Raw genomic sequence first — 18,099 nt, 5'->3', positions numbered from 1 at the left:
CCCAGGCTAGCAGGAGTTGCGGTTCCCGGAAATGGAAACCGCCCCCGCTCCGGAATTGGGGGTACCGGGGCGGGGGCGGGGTTTGCTGGGGACTGGGGTCAGCCCATGTGGGGGTAGCCGTACTCGGTCGGCGGGACCAGGGTCTCCTTGATGGAGCGGGTCGAGGTCCAGCGCAGGAGGTTGGAGGCGGCGCCCGCCTTGTCGTTGGTGCCGGAGGCACGGCCGCCGCCGAAGGGCTGCTGGCCGACCACGGCACCGGTCGACTTGTCGTTGATGTAGAAGTTGCCCGCGGCGAAGCGGAGCTTCTCCATCGCGTCCGCCGCCGCGTAGCGGTCGGCGGCGATGACCGAGCCGGTCAGGGCGTACGCCGAGACGGACTCCATCTGGGCCAGCATCGCGTCGAAGTCCGCGTCCTCGTAGACGTGCACGGCGAGGATCGGGCCGAAGTACTCGGTCGTGAAGACCTCGTTCTCCGGGTCGGTGCACTCGATGACGGTCGGGCGGACGAAGTAGCCCTCCGAGTCGTCGTACGTGCCGCCCGCGACGATGGTGCAGGTCGGGTCGGCCTTCGCGCGGTCGATCGCGGCCTTGTTCTTCGCGAAGGAACGCTCGTCGATGACCGCGCCGATGAAGTTCGACAGGTCGGTGACCGGGCCCATGGTGATGCCGTCGACCTCGGCCGCGAACTGCTCCTTGAACCCGTCGTTCCAGATGGACGCCGGGACGTAGGCGCGGGAGGACGCCGAGCACTTCTGGCCCTGGAACTCGAAGGAGCCGCGGGTCAGGGCGGTCTTCAGGATCGCGCGGTCCGCGGACGGGTGCGCGACGACGAAGTCCTTGCCGCCGGTCTCGCCGACCAGGCGCGGGTAGGACTTGTACTTCTCGATGTTGTTGCCGACCGTCTTCCACAGGTACTGGAAGGTCTTGGTCGAGCCGGTGAAGTGGATGCCGGCCAGCTCCGGGTGCTCGAGGGCGACCTCGGAGACCGCGATGCCGTCGCCGGTCACCAGGTTGATGACGCCCTTGGGCAGGCCGGCCTCTTCGAGGAGCTCCATGAGCAGGACCGCGGCGTGGGTCTGCGTCGGGGACGGCTTCCAGACGACCACGTTGCCCATCAGGGCGGGGGCGGTCGGCAGGTTGCCGGCGATGGCCGTGAAGTTGAACGGCGTGATCGCGTAGACGAAGCCCTCGAGCGGGCGGTGGTCGCTGCGGTTCCACACGCCGGCCGAGTTCGCGATCGGCTGCTCGGCCAGGATCTGCCGGGCGAAGTGCACGTTGAAGCGCCAGAAGTCGACGAGCTCGCACGGGGTGTCGATCTCGGCCTGCTGCGCGGTCTTCGACTGGCCCAGCATGGTGGAGGCGGCCAGCTTCTCGCGCCACGGGCCGGCCAGCAGCTCGGCGGCACGAAGGATGATCGCGGCGCGGTCGTCGAAGGAGCTGGCGCGCCAGGCCGGGGCGGCGGCGAGGGCGGCCTCGATGGCGTCGCGCGCGTCGTCCTGGGTGGCGTTGGCGTAGGTGCCGAGGACCGACTTGTGGTCGTGCGGCTGCACCACGTCGAAGCGCTCGCCGGCGCCCATCCGCTTCACGCCGTTGATGGTCATCGGGAGGTCGATCGGGTTCTCGGCCAGCTGCTTGAGCTGGATCTCCAGCCGGGCGCGCTCCGGGCTGCCGGGGGCGTACGAGTGGACCGGCTCGTTGACCGGCGCGGGGACCTGGGTCACAGCGTCCATGGGTCTGACAGCTCCTTGGGCCTAGTTCTTGGTGATCATCGAGCGGACGAAGAAGAGCAGGTTGGCCGGCTTCTCCGCCAGGCGGCGCATGAAGTATCCGTACCAGTCCGTGCCGTACGCCGTGTAGACGCGCATGCGGTGGCCTTCGGCGGCCAGTCGCAGGTGTTCCTCGCTGCGGATGCCGTAGAGCATCTGGAATTCGTACTCATCCAGTTTGCGCCCTGCCTTGCGGGCGAGCTCCTGGGTGATGGCGATCAGGCGCGGGTCGTGGGACCCGATCATCGGGTATCCCCGGCCCTCCATCAAGATCTTCAGGATCCGGACGTAGGCCTTGTCGATCTCGGCCTTGTCCTGGTACGCGACCTCGGCGGGCTCCTTGTAGGCGCCCTTGACAATCCGGACCCGGCTGCCGGAGTCGGCCAGCCGGCGGGCGTCGGCCTCGGTGCGGAAGAGGTAGGCCTGGATGACGCAGCCGGTCTGCGGGAAGTCCTTCCGCAGCTCGTCGTGGATGGCGAACATCGAGTCGAGGGTGGTGTGGTCCTCGGCGTCCAGCGTGACGGTGGTGCCGATGGCGGCGGCGGCCTCGACCACCGGGCGGACGTTCGCCAGCGCCAGCTCGTGGCCGCCGGGCAGCGCCTGGCCGAACATGGAGAGCTTGACCGACATCTCGGCCCTGGTGCCCAGGCCCAGGTCCTTCAGGCGCTCGATGAGCTCCAGGTAGGCGTCGCGGGCGGCGTAGGACTGCTCCACGGTGGTGATGTCCTCGCCCACCACGTCGAGGGTGACCTCGAGGCCCTTGTCCGTGAGGTCGGCGACGATCGGGATGACCTGGTCGACCGTCTCACCGGGGATGAACCGGTTCACCACGGGCTTGGTCACCGGGGCGGCAGAGACGATTCGGCGCATCTTGTCGCTGCGCGAGGCGGCGAGGATCGCGGGACCCAGCACGGGGCACCTCCAACGAGTGGCAGAAAGCTAAGTAAATCCACCGTGAAACCTAAGGATCGAATTGATCCTCGGCCATCGACACCTGTCACGCATCCGTGGCCGGGATCTCATACATATGTCTGAGGCGGCCGGGTGCGGGTGGGAGAATGTGGCCGTGAAGGGCGATTACCAGGACCTGGTGGACGAGATCTCGGCGCTGCTGGACGCCCCGGCGACCCTGGAGAACCGGGATTTCCGCCTGATCGCCTTCGGTGCCCACGACAGCGAGGACGACCTCGCGATGGACCCCGTCCGCACCCGGTCGATCCTCACCCGGCAGTCCACGGCGGCGGTGCGGTCCTGGTTCGAGGGCTTCGGCATCGCCCGGGCGACCGGGCCGGTGCGGATTCCGGCGGCCCCGGAGGCGGGGGTGAACCGGGGGCGGATCTGTCTGCCGGTGCGGTACCGGGGCATCGTGCACGGGTACGTCTGGCTGCTCGACGCGGAGCCCGGGCCCGATGCGGAGCAGCTGGCCGCCGCGATGGAGGTGGCCGAGCGGATCGGGCTGCTGCTGGCCGAGGAGGCGAAGGCCGGGGCGGACCTGTCGCGGGAGTTCCGGGCGGCGCTGACCGCGGGGCGCGGCCGGGAGCAGGAGCTGACCGCGGGCGCGCTGCGGGCCGCGCTGGGGGCGGGGGCGGACGGGCTGCACGCGGTGGTGTGCGTGGCCCCGTGGACCGGCGAGGCCCCGGCGTCCGTGCAGGGCGCGGCGGCGGTGTGCGTGGCTCCGCTGCGGGGGGCCGGATTCGATGGCGGGTCCGGGGCCGAGGGCGGGTCCGGAGCCGGGGGCGGCGGTACGGTCCCGGTCGGGCTGGCGCTGGCCGTGCTGGTCCGGCTCCGCTCGCCGGAGCTCCTGACCCCGGCGGTGAACACGGCCGGCCGGCTGCTGTCGGGCCGGGGCGCCCCGGCCGCCGGCCCCTCGGCCGGTTCCGCCCCCGCTTTCACCGCTACGGCTGCCGGGCGTACGCCGGCCCCGGCGGCCGGGGTCGGGCGGCCGGTCCGGGGGCTCGCGGAGCTCCCGGAGGCCTGGGCGCAGGCGACGGCCGCGGCCCGCGCCGCCCTGGCCCAGCCGAAGCTGGGCCCGGTGGCCGAGTGGGACCGGATCGGCCCGTACCGGATGCTGGCGGCGCTCACCGCCGATGCAGCGCAGGACCCGGCCATCCGGGCCCTGCTCGGCCCCGCCCATCCCGAACTGGCCCGCACGGCCGAGGTGTTCCTGGACTGCGCCGGACAGGCCGGCCGGGCAGCCGCCGCCCTGGGCATCCACCGGCAGACGCTCTACTACCGGCTGTCCCGGGTGGAGCAGCTGACCGGCCTGGACCTGGACGAGGGCGAGGACCGGCTACTGCTGCACATGGCCCTGAAGGCCGCCCGGCTGCCGGGCTGAGGCAGGCCCCTGCCGGGCCGCCGTGATCAGGGCGTAGATCCCCAGCGCGATCAGTCCGGGCGCCCCGGACGCCGGGTTGAGCACCATCAGCGGCACCCCGATGGCAAGCAGATACCAGCCCAGCTCGCCCGGCAGCCGGCCGGTCTCGCGGACGATGCGCGCGCTCAGCGTGCCCAGGGCCAGCAGGCCGAAGCCGGCCAGGAAGAACCACAGTTCGAACTCGCGCTCCGGCTTCCCGGTGGCGGCGTCCCAGAAGCCGTCGCGGGCCAGGTCGTCGATGCTGCGGTAGAGGATCACGGCCACCAGGAAGTGCAGCCCGGCCAGTGCGGTCACCAGTCGGGGGATCCATCGAGCGGATCGCATCACGGTCAACCACCTCGATTCTCAAGGCTCTTGAGTCTCCATACACCGTTGTATGGAATAACCGTACAGTACTGTACGGACATGGCGAGGAAACAACTCACCCCCCAGGACTGGTCGGTCGCGGCGCTGCGCGCGATGGCCCGCGGCGGTGTCGCCGCCGTGTCGGTCAACGCACTGGCGGGCGAGCTCGGGGCGACCCGCGGCAGCTTCTACTGGCACTTCAAGGACCGGGACGCCCTGCTGACGGCCGCGCTGGAGATGTGGGAGCAGGACGACACCCATGGCCTGATCGGGGAGCTCGGCGACATCACCGATCCCCGGCAGCGGCTGACCGCCCTGTTCACTGTCGCCCTGGGGCAGGAGGACATCAGCGGCCTGGAGCCCGCGATCGTCGCCCATGCCGACCATCCGGCGGTCGCCCCGGTCCTGCGCCGGGTCACCGAACGGCGCATCGGCTACCTCACCGACCTGTACGCGGACCTGGGTCTGGACGCCACCACGGCCCGGCAGCAGGCGGTGGTCGCCTACGCCGCCTACCTCGGCTGGGTCGAACTGCGCCGGTCGGCCGGCGAGCTCGTGCCCGAGGTCGCGGCCGACGGTCCGGCGGCCGAGGCCGCACTGGCCCACCTCATTGCCCAACTGGCCGGCCAGGTCGGCGGTCAGCCCTTGCCGGCGCCGGAGTAGAACGGGATCGGGGCGCCGGAGACCGCGTCGAGCAGGACCCGGCTACCGAGCGGGCGGCTCAGTTCCACCGGTACGTCCTTGAGGTGGGCCGCGGCGTCGCAGACGGCTCCGGCCCGGCCGCGGGGCGTCGTCCCGGCCGCCAGGACGACGGTGTCGGCACCTTCCAGGACCTCCTCGACCGCGACCTCCTCGCAGCTGCCGTGGGACGCGGCCACGGTGAAGCGGGTGGCCTCGGGTGAGGCGGCGGTGTGGCCGGACAGCCAGCCGGAGCCGCCGTGGGCGTACGCGGAGACCGGCCCGATGGGCGGTGCGGGCAGCCGGTCGGGGCCGATCGCGACGCGGGCGAGCGGGGTGTCGTACCCCTCCAGGGTGAAGAACCAGGCCGGCACCCGGGCAGGGCCGCGGCTGGTGTTCAGGGTGAGCTCGCCGAACCGGGCCGCGGTCACCACCAGGGCGCGGGCCCGGTCGGGCTCCTGGTCGAAGAGTCCGTACGTGTCCGGGGCGGACAGCGGCGCGACGGGCAGGGTGCTCCCGTCGGACCAGGTGATCCGGCCGGGGGGCGGCGCCGCCGGCGGGAGCTCGGTCCGCAGGGTGAAGTTCTGCCCCAGGTAGGCGTTCTTGTCCTCGCCGTTGCGGAACGCGCCCTGCGGGAGCCGGATCACGTCCTGCAGCGGGTGGAAGCCCTCCCGCCACCGCTTCAGGGCCGCCGAGCCCTCCCAGGCGCGGGCCACCTCAGCCATCCGGCCGCGCGGCACGGCCGTAGCACCGCCCGGCCCGGCCTGCGATACCGGCGAGCCCGGCCCGTCCGTCGCTCCGCAGCCCACCCCCACCAGGGCAAGTGCCGTCATCCATGCCATCGCCGACGTCACTCTCCGTCGCACAACTCCCCCTCGGGTAGGCCCGGTGCGGAGCTGTGACGGGACGCGCCCGACAGTGGTTCCGCGGTCAGTCCTCGGTGCCCAGCGCGGTCTCGGCCGCCCGGCGCATGCCCTCGGTGAACTCCTCGGCGGTGGCGGCCGATTCGGGGTCGAACAGCCACTGGACCATCAAGCCGTGCAGCAGGGCCTGGTAGAAGGCGCCCAGCGTCCGCACATCGCGCTCGTCGAGCTGGTCCTCGGGGGTGCCGGTCATCATCGAGATCAGCCCGCGCCGGCCCTCGGCCTGCGAGGCGGCAAGCATCGCGCCCACCCCCGGCACCCGGTCGCGACTCAGGGCGACCTCCAGGCTGGCGGCCCAGATGGGACCGGAGGTCTCGTGCTGGGCGAGCACGCCCTCCCACACCCCGCGGAAGCGCTCCAGCGAGCCGTCCGCACCCTTCACCCCGGCTGCGGAGGCCTCGCCCCACTCCTCCATGAGGGCGATGAAGGCCTGGGTGAGCAGGGCGTCCTTGGAGCCGTAGTGGTAGCCGATAGAGGCCAGGTTGGCGCCCGAGGCGTTCACGATGTCCCGCGCGGTGGTCCGCACAAAACCCTTCTCGACCAGGCACTTCTTCGCGCCTTCGAGCAGATCTTCCTTATGTCCCATGCCCCCGACTCTATCAAGACACCCGTCTCATACAGTCGTCATAGACAAGCGTTTATGACGACTGTACATTTCTGCTCATGACGAACCCGCCTCGCGCCGGCCGCCGGGAATGGACCGCCTTCACCGTCCTCCTGCTGCCGCTCCTCCTGGTCTCGATGGACGTCTCCGTCCTCTACTTCGCCATCCCGGCCATCACCCGGGAGCTCGACCCCAGCGCCACCCAGCAGCTGTGGATCTTCGACAGCTACGCTTTCGCGCTGGCCGGTCTGCTGATCACCATGGGTTCGCTCGGAGACCGGATCGGGCGGCGCAAGCTGCTCCTGATCGGCGCCGCCGCCTTCGGGCTCGCCTCGGTCGGCGCGGCCTACGCCACCAGCGCCGAAATGCTGATCGCCGCCCGCATCCTGCTCGGCATCGGCGGGGCCACCCTGATGCCCTCGACCCTGGCCCTGGTCCGGAACCTGTTCCAGGACGATGCCCAGCGCACCCGGGCCATCGCCCTGTGGTCCGGCGCAATGGCGGGCGGTATCGCCCTCGGCTCCGTGATGAGCGGCGTGCTGCTCAACCACTTCTGGTGGGGCTCGGTGTTCCTGGTCAACGTCCCCGCGATGCTGCTGCTGTTTGTCCTGTCGCCAGTACTGGTCCCCGAGTTCAAGGACCCGGCCCCGGGCCGCTTCGACCTGCTCAGCGTGCCGCTGTCCATGGGGGCCGTACTGCCGGTGGTGTACGGGCTCAAGGAGATCGCCGCCGAGGGCGTCGACCCCTTCCGGCTGGGCTGCCTGGCCGTGGGCGGGGCCCTCGGGTACGTCTTCGTCCGCCGCCAGCGCTCCCGCACCGACGCGATGATCAGCCCGGCGCTGTTCCGGGCCCGCGGCTTCGGCGCCGCCGTCACCCTCAACACCCTCGCCGCCTTCGCCATCATGGGCTCGGCCTATTTCTCCACCCAGTACCTCCAGTCGGTCCTCGGCATGGGCACCCTGGAGGCCGCCCTGTGGAGCCTCGCCCCGTCCGTGGCCGTGGGCGCCGCCGCCCCGGTCGCCGCCACCCTCGGGCAGCGGCTCGGCAAGGGCCCGGTCATCGCGGGCGGGTTCGTCACCGGAGGGGCCGGCTTCGCGCTGCTCGCCACGGTCGGCACCGATTCGCTGTGGCTGCTGCTGGCCGGCTGCGCGGTGCTCGCCTGCGGCATCGTCACCGTGATGTCCCTGGTCTCGGACATGGCGCTGGCCGCCGCCCCCGCCGAGAAGGCCGGCTCGGCCGCCTCCCTGCTGGAGACCGGCCAGGAGTTCGGCGGCGCCCTGGGCATGGCCCTGCTGGGCAGCCTGGGCACCGCCGTCTACCGCAGCGACCTGGCGGATGCCGACCCCGCGGTCCGGGAGACCCTCGGCGGGGCCGCTGCCGCCGCCCAGCAGCTGGGCGGCGAGGCGGGTGCCGCCGTGCTGGCCGCGGCCCGCGAAGCCTTTGTGCACGGGCTGCACTACGCCGCCTGCGGGGCCGGCCTGCTGATGGTGGCCGCCGCCGGGCTGGCCCTGGTGCTGCTGCGGCCCGGCGGGGGCTCCGCGCCGGCCGGAGCAGCGGCCGAGCCGGTGGGTGCCGCGCGCTGAGCGGCGTACGGGAACGTAGTACGAAAAGGGCCCGGGGGAATCCCCCGGGCCCTTCGTCGTGCGTGGTCGCGCGTGGTGCGGTCAGGCGTCCAGGTTGACCGAGCGGGCCGAGGCCGCGCCGATCTCCTCGGCGATCTCCGCCAGGACGGCCGGCGGCAGCGTGTCGTCCACGGTCAGGACGGCGAGCGCCTCACCGTGCTCCTCAGCGCGGGCGACCTGCATGCCGGCGATGTTCAGACCGGCCTCGCCGAGGATCCGGCCGACGGTGCCGACGACACCCGGGCGGTCCTGATAGGCGAGCACCACCATGTGGTCGGCGAGCGCGAGGTCCACGTCGTACTCGCCGATGCCGACGATCTTCTGGAGGTGCTTGGGGCCGGCCAGGGTGCCGGAGACCGACACCTCCTGACCGTCCGACAGGGTGCCGCGGACGGTCACCACATTGCGGTGGTCCGGGGACTCCGAGCTGGTGGTCAGCCGCACCTCGACGCCGCGCTCCTGCGCGAACAGCGGGGCGTTGACGTAGGAGACCGTCTCGTCGACGACGTCCTCGAACACACCCTTGAGGGCGGACAGTTCCAGCACCTTCACATCGTGCTGGGTGATCTCGCCGCAGACCTCGACGTCGAGGCGGACCGCGACCTCGCCCGCGAGGGCGGTGAAGATGCGGCCGAGCTTCTCGGCGAGCGGCAGGCCGGGACGGACGTCCTCGGCGATGACCCCGCCCTGGACGTTGACCGCGTCCGGCACCAGCTCGCCGGCGAGCGCGAGGCGCACCGACTTGGCGACGGAGATGCCGGCCTTCTCCTGGGCCTCGTCGGTGGAGGCGCCGAGGTGCGGGGTGCAGACGACCTGGTCGAGCTCGAAGAGCGGGGAGTCCGTGCAGGGCTCCTTCGCGTACACGTCGAGGCCGGCGCCGGCGACCCGGCCCTCCTTGATCGCCGAGTACAGCGCGGCCTCGTCGACGATCCCGCCGCGGGCGGCGTTGACGATGCGGACGCTCGGCTTGACCTTGTGCAGGGCCTCGTCACCGATGAGACCGAGGGTCTCCGGGGTCTTGGGCAGGTGCACGGTGATGAAGTCGGCGACCTCGAGGAGCTCGTCCAGCGTCAGCATCTTGACGCCCATCTGGGCGGCCCGCGCGGGCTGTACGTAGGGGTCGTACGCGACGACCTTCATCCCGAAGGCGGACATCCGCTGGGCGACCAGGACGCCGATGCGGCCGAGGCCGACGACGCCGAGGGTCTTCTCGCTGAGCTCGACACCCGTGTACTTGTTCCGCTTCCACTCGCCGTTCTTCAGGGCGGTGTTGGCCTGCGGGATGTTGCGGGCGGTGGCGACGAGCAGGCCGCAGGCGAGCTCGGCGGCGGTGACGATGTTCGAGGTGGGCGCGTTGACCACCATCACACCGGCCTTGGTGGCGGCGGACACGTCCACGTTGTCCAGGCCGACTCCGGCCCGGGCCACGACCTTCAGCTTCTTCGCGGCGGCGATGGCCTCGGCGTCCACCTTGGTGGCGGAGCGGACCAGGATGGCGTCGACGTCGGTGATGGCGGGCAGCAGCTCCGCGCGGTCGGCGCCGTTGCAGTGCCGGATCTCGAAGTCAGGGCCGAGCGCGTCCACCGTGGCGGGCGACAGCTCTTCGGCGATGAGTACGACAGGTTTCGAGCTCACGTGGGTCCTCACAAGTCCAGTGCGGACGGCCGTCCCGACGGCCGCAGGCGGTGGAGGGGCTAGCCGCGTGGAAGACGCACGACACTGTGGGCCTGACGCGTATGTGATGTGCAGTGTAGTAGCGGCGGCGGGCTTGTTTTCCGCCTGTCCGGAAGGATCACCCGTCCGGGGTTGGCCAGGGTGGACAAGCGGACCTGCCGGAGCGGGCGGCGGGGCCGGGACGTGTGCGTCCCGGCCCCGCTCCCGCGGTACTGCCCGGGGCTCAGTTCTCCTCGTCGGAGACCCAGCTCATCAGCTTGCGCAGCTTCTTGCCGGTGGTCTCGAGCAGGTGCTCGGAGTCGGCCTTCTTGTACTCGTTGTACTTGGGCAGACCCGCCTTGTACTCGGCCATCCAGGTGTTGGCGAACTCGCCGCTCTGGATCTCGGCGAGGACCTGCTTCATCTCGGCCTTGGTGGCGTCGTTGATGACGCGCGGGCCGGTGATGTAGTCGCCCCACTCGGCGGTCTCGGAGACCGACCAGCGCATCTTCTCGAGGCCGCCCTCGTACATCAGGTCGACGATCAGCTTGAGCTCGTGGAGGCACTCGAAGTACGCGATCTCCGGCTGGTAGCCGGCCTCGGTCAGGACCTCGAAGCCCGCCTTGACGAGCGCGGAGGCGCCACCGCAGAGAACGGCCTGCTCACCGAACAGGTCGGTCTCGGTCTCCTCCTTGAAGGTGGTCTTGATGACGCCGGCGCGGGTGCCGCCGATGCCGGCCGCGTAGGAGAGCGCGAGGTCGAAGGCCTTGCCGGTGGCGTCCTGCTCGACGGCGGCGATGCACGGAACGCCGCGGCCCTCCTCGTACTGACGGCGGACCAGGTGGCCCGGGCCCTTCGGGGCGACCAGGGCGACGTCCACGTTGGCCGGGGGCTTGATGAAGCCGTAGCGGACGTTGAAGCCGTGGCCGAAGAAGAGCGCGTCACCCTCCTTGAGGTGGTCCTTGATGGACTCCTCGTAGATCTCGGCCTGCAGCGGGTCCGGGGTCAGGATCATGATGACGTTCGCCCACTCGGCCGCCTCCGACACGGAGACGACCTTCAGGCCCTGCTCCTCGGCCTTGGCCTTGGACTTCGAGCCCTCCTTGAGACCGACGACGACGTCGACGCCGGAGTCACGGAGCGACAGCGCGTGGGCGTGGCCCTGGCTGCCGTAGCCGATGACCGCGACCTTGCGGCCCTGGATGATGGACAGGTCGGCGTCGTTCTCGTAGAACAGCTCGGCCACTGGGATATCTCCTTGGTGCGCTGGTGTTGCTCCCACCGTACGGCGGGGAACGGAATGTGAGTTTCCCGGTCTCGCGATGCGAACGCGGTCAGGCGCTGCGAGCGGGGTCAGGCGGTCAGGCGCTGCGGTCGAGCGCGCGCAGGCTGCGGTCCGTGATGGACCGGCCGCCACGCCCTATGGCGATGGTGCCGGACTGCACGAGCTCCTTGATGCCGAAGGGCTCCAGCATCTTGAGCATCGCGCCGAGCTTGTCGGCGCCGCCGGTGGCCTCGATGGTGACGGCCTCCGGGGAGACGTCGACCGTCTTGGCGCGGAACAGCTGGACGATCTCGACGATCTGCGAGCGGGTCTCGTTGTCGGCGCGGACCTTCACCAGGACGAGCTCGCGCTCGATCGCGGAGGCGGGCTCCAGCTCGACGATCTTGAGGACGTTGACCAGCTTGTTGAGCTGCTTGGTCACCTGCTCCAGGGGCAGGTCCTCGACATTGACCACGATGGTGATGCGGGAGATGTCGGGGTGCTCGGTGACACCGACCGCGAGGGAGTCGATGTTGAACCCGCGGCGGGAGAACAGGGCGGCGATCCGGGCGAGGATGCCGGGGGTGTTCTCGACCAGGACCGAGAGCGTGTGCTTGGACATGTGAGTCGTTCTCTCTCTCAGGCTCTCGCGGCTCAGTCGTCTTCGCCGTCGCCGAAATCGGGACGGACGCCCCGGGCTGCCATGACCTCGTCGTTGGAGGTGCCGGCTGCGACCATCGGCCACACCATGGCGTCCTCGTGGACGATGAAGTCGATGACCACCGTACGGTCGTTGATGGCGTTGGCCTCGGCAATGACCTTGTCCAGGTCGGCCGGGTCCTCGCAGCGCAGGGCCACACAGCCCATGGCCTCGGACAGCTTGACGAAGTCCGGGACGCGGGTGCCCTGGCGGGGCGCGGCGGACTCGCCGAGCTGGGAGCCGACCGTGTCGTGGCCGGTCTCGTCGGCGTGCAGCACGGTGTTGGAGTACCGCTGGTTGTAGAACAGGGTCTGCCACTGGCGGACCATGCCCAGCGCACCGTTGTTGATGATCGCGACCTTGATCGGGATGTTGTTCAGCGCGCAGGTGGTCAGTTCCTGATTGGTCATCTGGAAGCAGCCGTCGCCGTCGATCGCCCAGACCGTGCGCTCCGGCATGCCGACCTTGGCGCCCATCGCGGCGGGGACCGCGTAGCCCATGGTTCCGGCGCCACCGGAGTTCAGCCAGGTGCGGGGCTCCTCGTAGTTGACGAAGTGCGAGGCCCACATCTGGTGCTGGCCGACACCGGCCGCGTAGATGGTGCCCTGCGGCGCCAGCTGGCCGATCCGCTCGATGACCTGCTGCGGCGACAGCATGCCGTCCTCGGGCAGGTCGTAGCCGAGCGGGTAGGTGTCCCGCCAGCGGTTGAGGTCCTTCCACCAGGCGGTGTAGTCGCCGGTGTTGCCCTCGTTGACCTCGGCCTGGACGGCCTGGATCAGGTCGGCGATGACCTCGCGGGCGTCACCGACGATCGGGACGTCCACCGCGCGGTTCTTGCCGATCTCGGCCGGGTCGATGTCGGCGTGGATGACCTTGGCGAAGGGGGCGAAGCTGTCGAGCTTGCCGGTGACCCGGTCGTCGAAGCGGGTGCCGAGGGCGATCAGCAGGTCCGACTTCTGCAGGGCGGTGACGGCGGTGACCGCGCCGTGCATGCCCGGCATGCCGACGTGCAGCGGGTGGCTGTCGGGGAAGGATCCCAGGGCCATCAGGGTGGTGGTGACCGGGACGCCGGTCAGTTCGGCGAGGACCTTCAGCTCGGCGGTGGCGCCAGCCTTCATGATGCCGCCGCCGACGTACAGGACCGGGCGCTTGGCCGCGGCGATCAGCTTGGCGGCCTCGCGGATCTGCTTGGCGTGCGGCTTGGTGACCGGCCGGTAACCCGGGAGGTCCTGGGACGGCGGCCAGCTGAAGGTGGTCCGTGCCTGGAGGGCGTCCTTGGCGATGTCCACGAGGACCGGGCCGGGGCGGCCGGTGGAGGCGATGTGGAAGGCCTCGGCGATGGTCCGCGGGATGTCCTCGGCCTTGGTGACCAGGAAGTTGTGCTTGGTGATCGGCATGGTGATGCCGACGATGTCCGCCTCCTGGAAGGCGTCGGTGCCGATCGCCTTGGAGGAGACCTGGCCGGTGATGGCGACCAGCGGCACAGAGTCCATGTGGGCGTCGGCGATCGGGGTGACCAGGTTGGTGGCGCCCGGTCCGGAGGTGGCCATACAGACGCCGACCTTGCCGGTGGCCTGCGCATAGCCGGTGGCGGCGTGGCCGGCCCCCTGCTCGTGGCGGACCAGGATGTGACGGACCTTCTTGGAGTCCATCATCGGGTCGTACGCGGGGAGGATGGCGCCGCCCGGAATACCGAAGACGGTGTCGCACCCCACCTCTTCGAGAGATCGGATGAGGGACTGCGCACCCGTGACGTGCTCAACTGCGGCGGTCTGCTGTCCGCCGGAACGGGCCCGCGGCTGCGGATGGTGGGCCCCGGAGGCCTGCTCGGTCATCGGCATTCTCTTCTCGAAGCTGAGGGTTTTACGAGTGATTCGGCTTGTGCGCGGCCTGCGCCGTGTGCCAGTGCAACAAAAAACCCCTCGTGCCGGGAGGCAAGCGAGGGGAGCGCGTCGGGTGCGTGCAGCGGGGACATGCTGGTCCCAGCCTTAGCCGACGCGCTTTCCAAGTACGAGAATTCGGGTGCGCATGGCACAGACCCTCCCTCCGGCGGGAGGTCGATGTCAAGTGGGTGGGACGGGCGTCTCATTATGTGAGCCCCTCTGGATGAGCAAAGAGCCCCCCAGGGAACCACCGGCCAAGGCAGGCAAGGCCGCCCCGCCCGGTACTGGAAACGTACTCCTGACGAGCGTGCGACGCAGCCGGTATTCGTCAAGAGGTTCGGAGAAGGCCAAACCCTGACCGTGGGTGCAGCCCATGGCCCGGAGGGCGAGGAGCTGCTCGGGGAGGTCCACCCCTTCGGCCACCGATTGCATTCCCAGGTCGTTTGCGATACGCAACAATCCGGCCGTGATCTTGTTGAGTCTGGCCGATTCGACCACCCCCTCGACGAGGCCGCGGTCCAGCTTGAGGACGTCCACGGGGAGGCGGCGGAGCGCGCTGATGCCCGCATAGCCGCTGCCGATGCCGTCCAGGGCGATCCGGACCCCGAGCCGGCGCAGGGCCGTCAGGCGGCGCTCCAGCTCGTCGAAGGGCACGCGTGGATCACTGTCGGCCAATTCCAGGATCAGGGCCCCGGACGGCAGCCCGTGGCGGGCCAGCAGGGCCTCCACCGAGGCCGACGGGGCGGCCCTGTCCAGCAGCCGCCGGGCGCTCATCCGGACCGCGACCGGGGTGTCGTGCCCGGCCCGGTGCCGCTCGGCCGCCTGCGCCACGGCCTCCTCCAGCAGCCGGTCCCGGGAGAAGACGCCCTGGGCGGAGCGCCGGCGGGCCTGCGCCGCCACCGCGGTGACCGCGCCGGTGGCCAGCGAGACCACGGGCTGGTGCAGCAGGGCGAACTCCGCCTCCTGCAGCGCGGTGCGCAGCCGGCCGGCCGGCTCGGCCTTGTGAACCGCCTCGGTCTGCAGCTGGGGGGCGTACAGCTCGACCCGGTCCTTGCCGCCGGCCTTGGCCCGGTACATCGCGAGGTCCGCGTTGCGCATCAGGTCCGACGGCGTGATGCCGGAGTCGGCGAAGGCCACGCCGATGCTGGCGGCGACCCGGACCTCGCGGCCGGCGATCCGGTAGGGCTGGGAGAGGGTGCTGCGCAGGCGCTCGGCGATCTCGTGGACCAGGTGCTCGCGGCCGGCGCGGTCGCGGTTGCCGTCGCCGAGGATGAGGGCGGCGAACTCGTCGCCGCCGAGGCGGGCGGCGGTGTCCCCGGCGCGGACCGAGTCCTGGAGCCGGCGGGCGGCCTCGATGAGCAGCTCGTCGCCGGCCTGGTGGCCGATGGTGTCGTTGACGGCCTTGAAGCCGTCGAGGTCGATGAAGAGTACGGCGCTGCTGTGGTCGCCGGCGCGGCGGCCGGCCAGGGCCTGGCGGACCCGGCGGGTGAACAGGGCCCGGTTGGGCAGGTCGGTCAGCGGGTCGTGTTCGGCGCTGTGCTGGAGCTGGGCCTGGAGGCGGACCCGTTCGGTGACGTCGCGGCTGTTGAGGATCAGCCCGCCCTGGTGCCGGTTGACGGTGGATTCCACATTGAGCCATTCGCCGCTGCCGGACTCGAAGCGGCATTCGATGCGGGTGGTGGACTCGTCGCCGGGTGGGACGGCCAGGAAGCGCCGGACCTCGTGGACCACCCGGCCGAGGTCGTCGGGGTGGATGATCTCCGCGAGCCGGCGGCCGATCAGCTCCTCCGCCTCGCGGCCGTAGACCCCGGCCGCGGCGGGGCTGACGTACCGCAGCACTCCGGAGGGCGCGGCGATCATGATGACATCGCTGGACCCTTGGACCAGGGAGCGGAAGTGGTTCTCCTTCTGGGCCAGTTCCTGGGTGAGGGCGATGTTGTCGATGAGCATGATGCCCTGGCGGACGACGAGGGCGAGGACCACGGTGCAGCCGGTGAAGACGACCACCCGGTCGACTTTCCGGCCGTCCACCACGTTGTAGAGGATGCCCAGGGTGCAGACGGCCGCCGCGAGGTACGGGGTGAGGGCGGGCAGCGAGCCGGTGATCGGGCGGCTGACCTGGCGGGCGGGGTACGGACGGCCGGGCGGGCCGGCCGGGCCGGGCGGGGTGCGCCGGGCGCCCCAGGGCGCGTACGCGAGGAGCAGCGAGCCGGCGAACCAGCCGGCGTCGAGCAGCTGCCCGGACTGGTAGCTCTCGCGGAGCAGCGGCGAGGTGAAGAGGGCGTCGCTGAGCACGGTCAGGGCGAGGGCGGCGATGGCTGTGTTGATGGCCGAGCGGTTGCGGGCGGAGCGGCGGAAGTGCAGGACCAGGACCATCGAGACGAGGGCGATGTCCAGCAGCGGGTAGGCGAGCGTGAGGGCGGCGCGCGGGACGCTGCCGGGGGCTCCGGACTGGGCGGTCTGCGCGGCGTTCGCGAGGGCGAGGCTCCAGGACAGGGTGAGCAGGGAGCCGCCGATGAGCCAGGAGTCGAGGGCCAGGCAGACCCAGCCGGCCCGGGTGACCGGGCGTTTGGCGAGGACGAGCAGGCCCACGATGGCGGGCGGGGCGAAGCAGAGGAAGGCGAAGTCGGCGAGGGAGAGGCTGGGCACCTGGGTGTCGAGGATGACCTCGTACCAGCCCCAGATGGCGTTGCCGAAGGCACCCATGAGGGAGGAGAAGGCGAACAGCAGCCAGGCCGGGCGCTCCCGGCTGCGGTGGGTGCGGGCGTAGTGGTAGCAGGAGACCGCGGCGAGTAATCCGGCGGCGCTGAGCCCGAAGTCGCCCATGAAGACGGCGATTTCGTCGGAGCCCCAGCCGAAGGTCGCGCCGACCGCGTAGGCACCGCTGATCACGGCGAGGAGGAGCTGCGCCAGCAGGCCCTTGCCGCCGCCGGGAACCTGCGACTGGGCCAGGAGCGCTCCGGGGGAAGTCACGGGGCTCCCTCGGCCGGCGGGGCCGGTGCTCCGGCTGGTCGGGCCGCTGCGGCGGGTCGGGCCGACGGGGCCGCCGGTCCGGCGGTCGTGACCCGGTTGGCTGGTTTCGGCGCACTCGCGTGTCGCCTCCGGCGGCTCCACCGCGTCGGATCCTTCGTCCATTGACCGTGCATCGCCCGTCGCCCCCCAAACTGTCCGATCACTCCCCAGCGCCATACGTTCACGGCGCAGCCCCTTGTTCCGGACGATACACCACTTTCGTTACTCAGGGACAGGGTAGGTGTACGCTGTGTCACCAAAGGGAGAGTTGTACGCACGGAGTGCGCATGAACGATTGCCGAGCGTGCACATTCGGCCTCATTCCGTGATCAATACGGTGTTCTCCACAGGCTCCCCGGCGGCGAACCGGGTGAGCTGGCGGGCCAGCAGCCGCTTCGCCCGCGGCTCGAAGGCCGAGCTGCTGCCGCCTACGTGGGGCGTGATCAGGACATGGGGAGCATGCCAGAGGGGGTGCCCGGCCGGCAGCGGCTCCGGGTCGGTCACGTCGAGCGCCGCCCGCAGCCGTCCCGAATCCAGCTCGGCCAGCAGGGACTTGGTGTCGACCACGGGCCCGCGGGCCACGTTGACCAGCAGCGCGCCGTCCTTCATACGGCCGAGGAAGCCGGCGCCGACGAGCCCCCGGGTGTCCTCGGTGAGCGGGATGGAGAGGATCACCACGTCGGCCCGGGGCAGCAGGTCCGGCAGTTCGGTGAACGGGTGTACGGGGCCGCGGGCGGTGCTCCGCGCCGAGCGCGCGACCCGGGTGATCTGCGCGCACTCGAAGGGCGCGAGCCGGTCCTCGATGGCGGCGCCGATGGCTCCGTACCCCACGATCAGCACGGACTTGTCGGCGAGGGCCGGGTAGAACCCGCCCCGCCAGTCCTCGCGGTCCTGGCCGCGGACCATGCCGGGGATGCCGCGCAGGGAGGCGAGCACCAGGGTGAGGGCGAGTTCGGCGGTGCTGGCTTCGTGGACCCCGCGGGCGTTGCACAGCCGGATGCCCGGGTGCAGGTCCGCGAGGCCGCCGAGGACGTCGTCGGTGCCGGCGGTCAGGGTCTGGACGATCCGGAGCCGGGTCATCAGGGCCAGCGGGCGGAGGCTGACCCCGGGGGACTTCATATAAGGGGTGACGTAGAAGACGCAGTCGGCCGGATCGGCCGGGAACGCGTCCTCACCGTCCCACCGGTGGTAGCGGAAGGCGGCGGGGAGGCCGTCGATCTCGTCGGCGGGGAACGGCAGCCAGACCTCTGGCGTGGTGGAAGACATGATCCCGAG

Annotated in this window: 14 protein-coding genes; 3 read left to right on the top strand and 11 right to left on the bottom strand. The window is 71.0% G+C overall.

The window, feature by feature from the left end; genetic code table 11:
- Positions 1-98: 98 nt before the first annotated feature.
- Together pruA and ABT123_RS30320 are read right to left on the bottom strand one after the other, a co-directional pair.
- Complete coding sequence (gene pruA, locus ABT123_RS30325; protein ID WP_351320445.1) at positions 99-1,730, bottom strand: L-glutamate gamma-semialdehyde dehydrogenase; 1,632 nt, start codon at positions 1,728-1,730, stop codon at positions 99-101.
- A 21-nt stretch (positions 1,731-1,751) separates the two neighbouring features.
- Positions 1,752-2,678 carry a proline dehydrogenase family protein gene (locus ABT123_RS30320; RefSeq protein ID WP_351320443.1) on the bottom strand — a complete coding sequence of 309 codons (927 nt, stop codon included), beginning with the start codon at positions 2,676-2,678 and terminating at the stop codon, positions 1,752-1,754.
- Between the two features lie 154 nt (positions 2,679-2,832).
- Between ABT123_RS30320 and ABT123_RS30315 the strand changes: the two genes are divergently transcribed.
- Positions 2,833-4,101: a PucR family transcriptional regulator gene (locus ABT123_RS30315; protein WP_351320441.1), complete on the top strand. Its 1,269-nt coding sequence runs from the start codon at positions 2,833-2,835 to the stop codon at positions 4,099-4,101.
- Here ABT123_RS30315 and ABT123_RS30310 read toward each other — a convergent pair.
- On the bottom strand, positions 4,057-4,464 hold the full coding sequence (locus ABT123_RS30310) for a DUF6463 family protein (RefSeq protein WP_351320439.1): 408 nt from the start codon (positions 4,462-4,464) through the stop codon (positions 4,057-4,059). The two genes, ABT123_RS30315 and ABT123_RS30310, sit on opposite strands and share 45 nt — an antisense overlap.
- Positions 4,465-4,545: 81 nt before the next feature.
- On the opposite strand from ABT123_RS30310, the gene ABT123_RS30305 reads away from it, so the two are divergent.
- Positions 4,546-5,148, top strand: coding sequence for a TetR/AcrR family transcriptional regulator (locus tag ABT123_RS30305; RefSeq protein WP_351320437.1), 603 nt, complete (start codon positions 4,546-4,548; stop codon positions 5,146-5,148).
- Here ABT123_RS30305 and ABT123_RS30300 read toward each other — a convergent pair.
- Both ABT123_RS30300 and ABT123_RS30295 read right to left on the bottom strand, forming a co-directional pair.
- On the bottom strand, positions 5,124-5,996 hold the full coding sequence (locus tag ABT123_RS30300) for a hypothetical protein (protein WP_351320435.1): 873 nt from the start codon (positions 5,994-5,996) through the stop codon (positions 5,124-5,126). The two genes, ABT123_RS30305 and ABT123_RS30300, sit on opposite strands and share 25 nt — an antisense overlap.
- Before the next feature lie 97 nt (positions 5,997-6,093).
- Complete coding sequence (locus ABT123_RS30295) at positions 6,094-6,672, bottom strand: TetR/AcrR family transcriptional regulator (protein WP_351320433.1); 579 nt, start codon at positions 6,670-6,672, stop codon at positions 6,094-6,096.
- Between the two features lie 77 nt (positions 6,673-6,749).
- Between ABT123_RS30295 and ABT123_RS30290 the strand changes: the two genes are divergently transcribed.
- A complete protein-coding gene (locus ABT123_RS30290) occupies positions 6,750-8,273 on the top strand; it encodes an MFS transporter (protein WP_351320431.1) in 1,524 nt (507 codons plus the stop codon).
- Positions 8,274-8,354: 81 nt separating this feature from the next.
- Here ABT123_RS30290 and serA read toward each other — a convergent pair whose 3' ends face one another.
- From serA to ABT123_RS30260, 6 genes are all read right to left on the bottom strand, one after another.
- A complete protein-coding gene (serA, locus tag ABT123_RS30285) occupies positions 8,355-9,947 on the bottom strand; it encodes a phosphoglycerate dehydrogenase (protein WP_351320429.1) in 1,593 nt (530 codons plus the stop codon).
- A 262-nt stretch (positions 9,948-10,209) separates the two neighbouring features.
- A complete protein-coding gene (gene ilvC, locus ABT123_RS30280; protein WP_351320427.1) occupies positions 10,210-11,211 on the bottom strand; it encodes a ketol-acid reductoisomerase in 1,002 nt (333 codons plus the stop codon).
- A gap of 115 nt (positions 11,212-11,326) precedes the next feature.
- Positions 11,327-11,851, bottom strand: coding sequence for an acetolactate synthase small subunit (gene ilvN, locus ABT123_RS30275; protein ID WP_150207196.1), 525 nt, complete (start codon positions 11,849-11,851; stop codon positions 11,327-11,329).
- A gap of 32 nt (positions 11,852-11,883) precedes the next feature.
- Positions 11,884-13,770 carry an acetolactate synthase large subunit gene (locus tag ABT123_RS30270; RefSeq protein WP_351320425.1) on the bottom strand — a complete coding sequence of 629 codons (1,887 nt, stop codon included), beginning with the start codon at positions 13,768-13,770 and terminating at the stop codon, positions 11,884-11,886.
- A 222-nt stretch (positions 13,771-13,992) separates the two neighbouring features.
- A complete protein-coding gene (locus ABT123_RS30265) occupies positions 13,993-16,785 on the bottom strand; it encodes a putative bifunctional diguanylate cyclase/phosphodiesterase (protein WP_351320423.1) in 2,793 nt (930 codons plus the stop codon).
- Between the two features lie 357 nt (positions 16,786-17,142).
- Complete coding sequence (locus ABT123_RS30260) at positions 17,143-18,090, bottom strand: 2-hydroxyacid dehydrogenase (protein WP_351320421.1); 948 nt, start codon at positions 18,088-18,090, stop codon at positions 17,143-17,145.
- Positions 18,091-18,099: the final 9 nt, after the last annotated feature.

It is taken from the genome of Streptomyces sp. NPDC002054 (assembly GCF_040296685.1).
Taxonomy (GTDB): domain Bacteria; phylum Actinomycetota; class Actinomycetes; order Streptomycetales; family Streptomycetaceae; genus Streptomyces.
The sequence above is the reverse complement of the archived record's forward strand: the minus strand, read 5'-3'. Positions and strand labels throughout refer to the sequence as shown.

Bases quoted from the DNA above. Each gene is read 5' to 3' on its own strand.
- pruA (WP_351320445.1), bottom strand. From the start codon at position 1,730: ATGGACGCTGTGACCCAGGTCCCCGCGCCGGTCAACGAGCCGGTCCAC.
- ABT123_RS30310 (WP_351320439.1), bottom strand. From the start codon at position 4,464: ATGCGATCCGCTCGATGGATCCCCCGACTGGTGACCGCACTGGCCGGG.
- ABT123_RS30305 (WP_351320437.1), top strand. From the start codon at position 4,546: ATGGCGAGGAAACAACTCACCCCCCAGGACTGGTCGGTCGCGGCGCTG.
- ABT123_RS30300 (WP_351320435.1), bottom strand. From the start codon at position 5,996: ATGACGGCACTTGCCCTGGTGGGGGTGGGCTGCGGAGCGACGGACGGG.
- ABT123_RS30295 (WP_351320433.1), bottom strand. From the start codon at position 6,672: ATGGGACATAAGGAAGATCTGCTCGAAGGCGCGAAGAAGTGCCTGGTC.
- ABT123_RS30290 (WP_351320431.1), top strand. From the start codon at position 6,750: ATGACGAACCCGCCTCGCGCCGGCCGCCGGGAATGGACCGCCTTCACC.
- ilvN (WP_150207196.1), bottom strand. From the start codon at position 11,851: ATGTCCAAGCACACGCTCTCGGTCCTGGTCGAGAACACCCCCGGCATC.
- ABT123_RS30270 (WP_351320425.1), bottom strand. From the start codon at position 13,770: ATGCCGATGACCGAGCAGGCCTCCGGGGCCCACCATCCGCAGCCGCGG.
- ABT123_RS30260 (WP_351320421.1), bottom strand. From the start codon at position 18,090: ATGTCTTCCACCACGCCAGAGGTCTGGCTGCCGTTCCCCGCCGACGAG.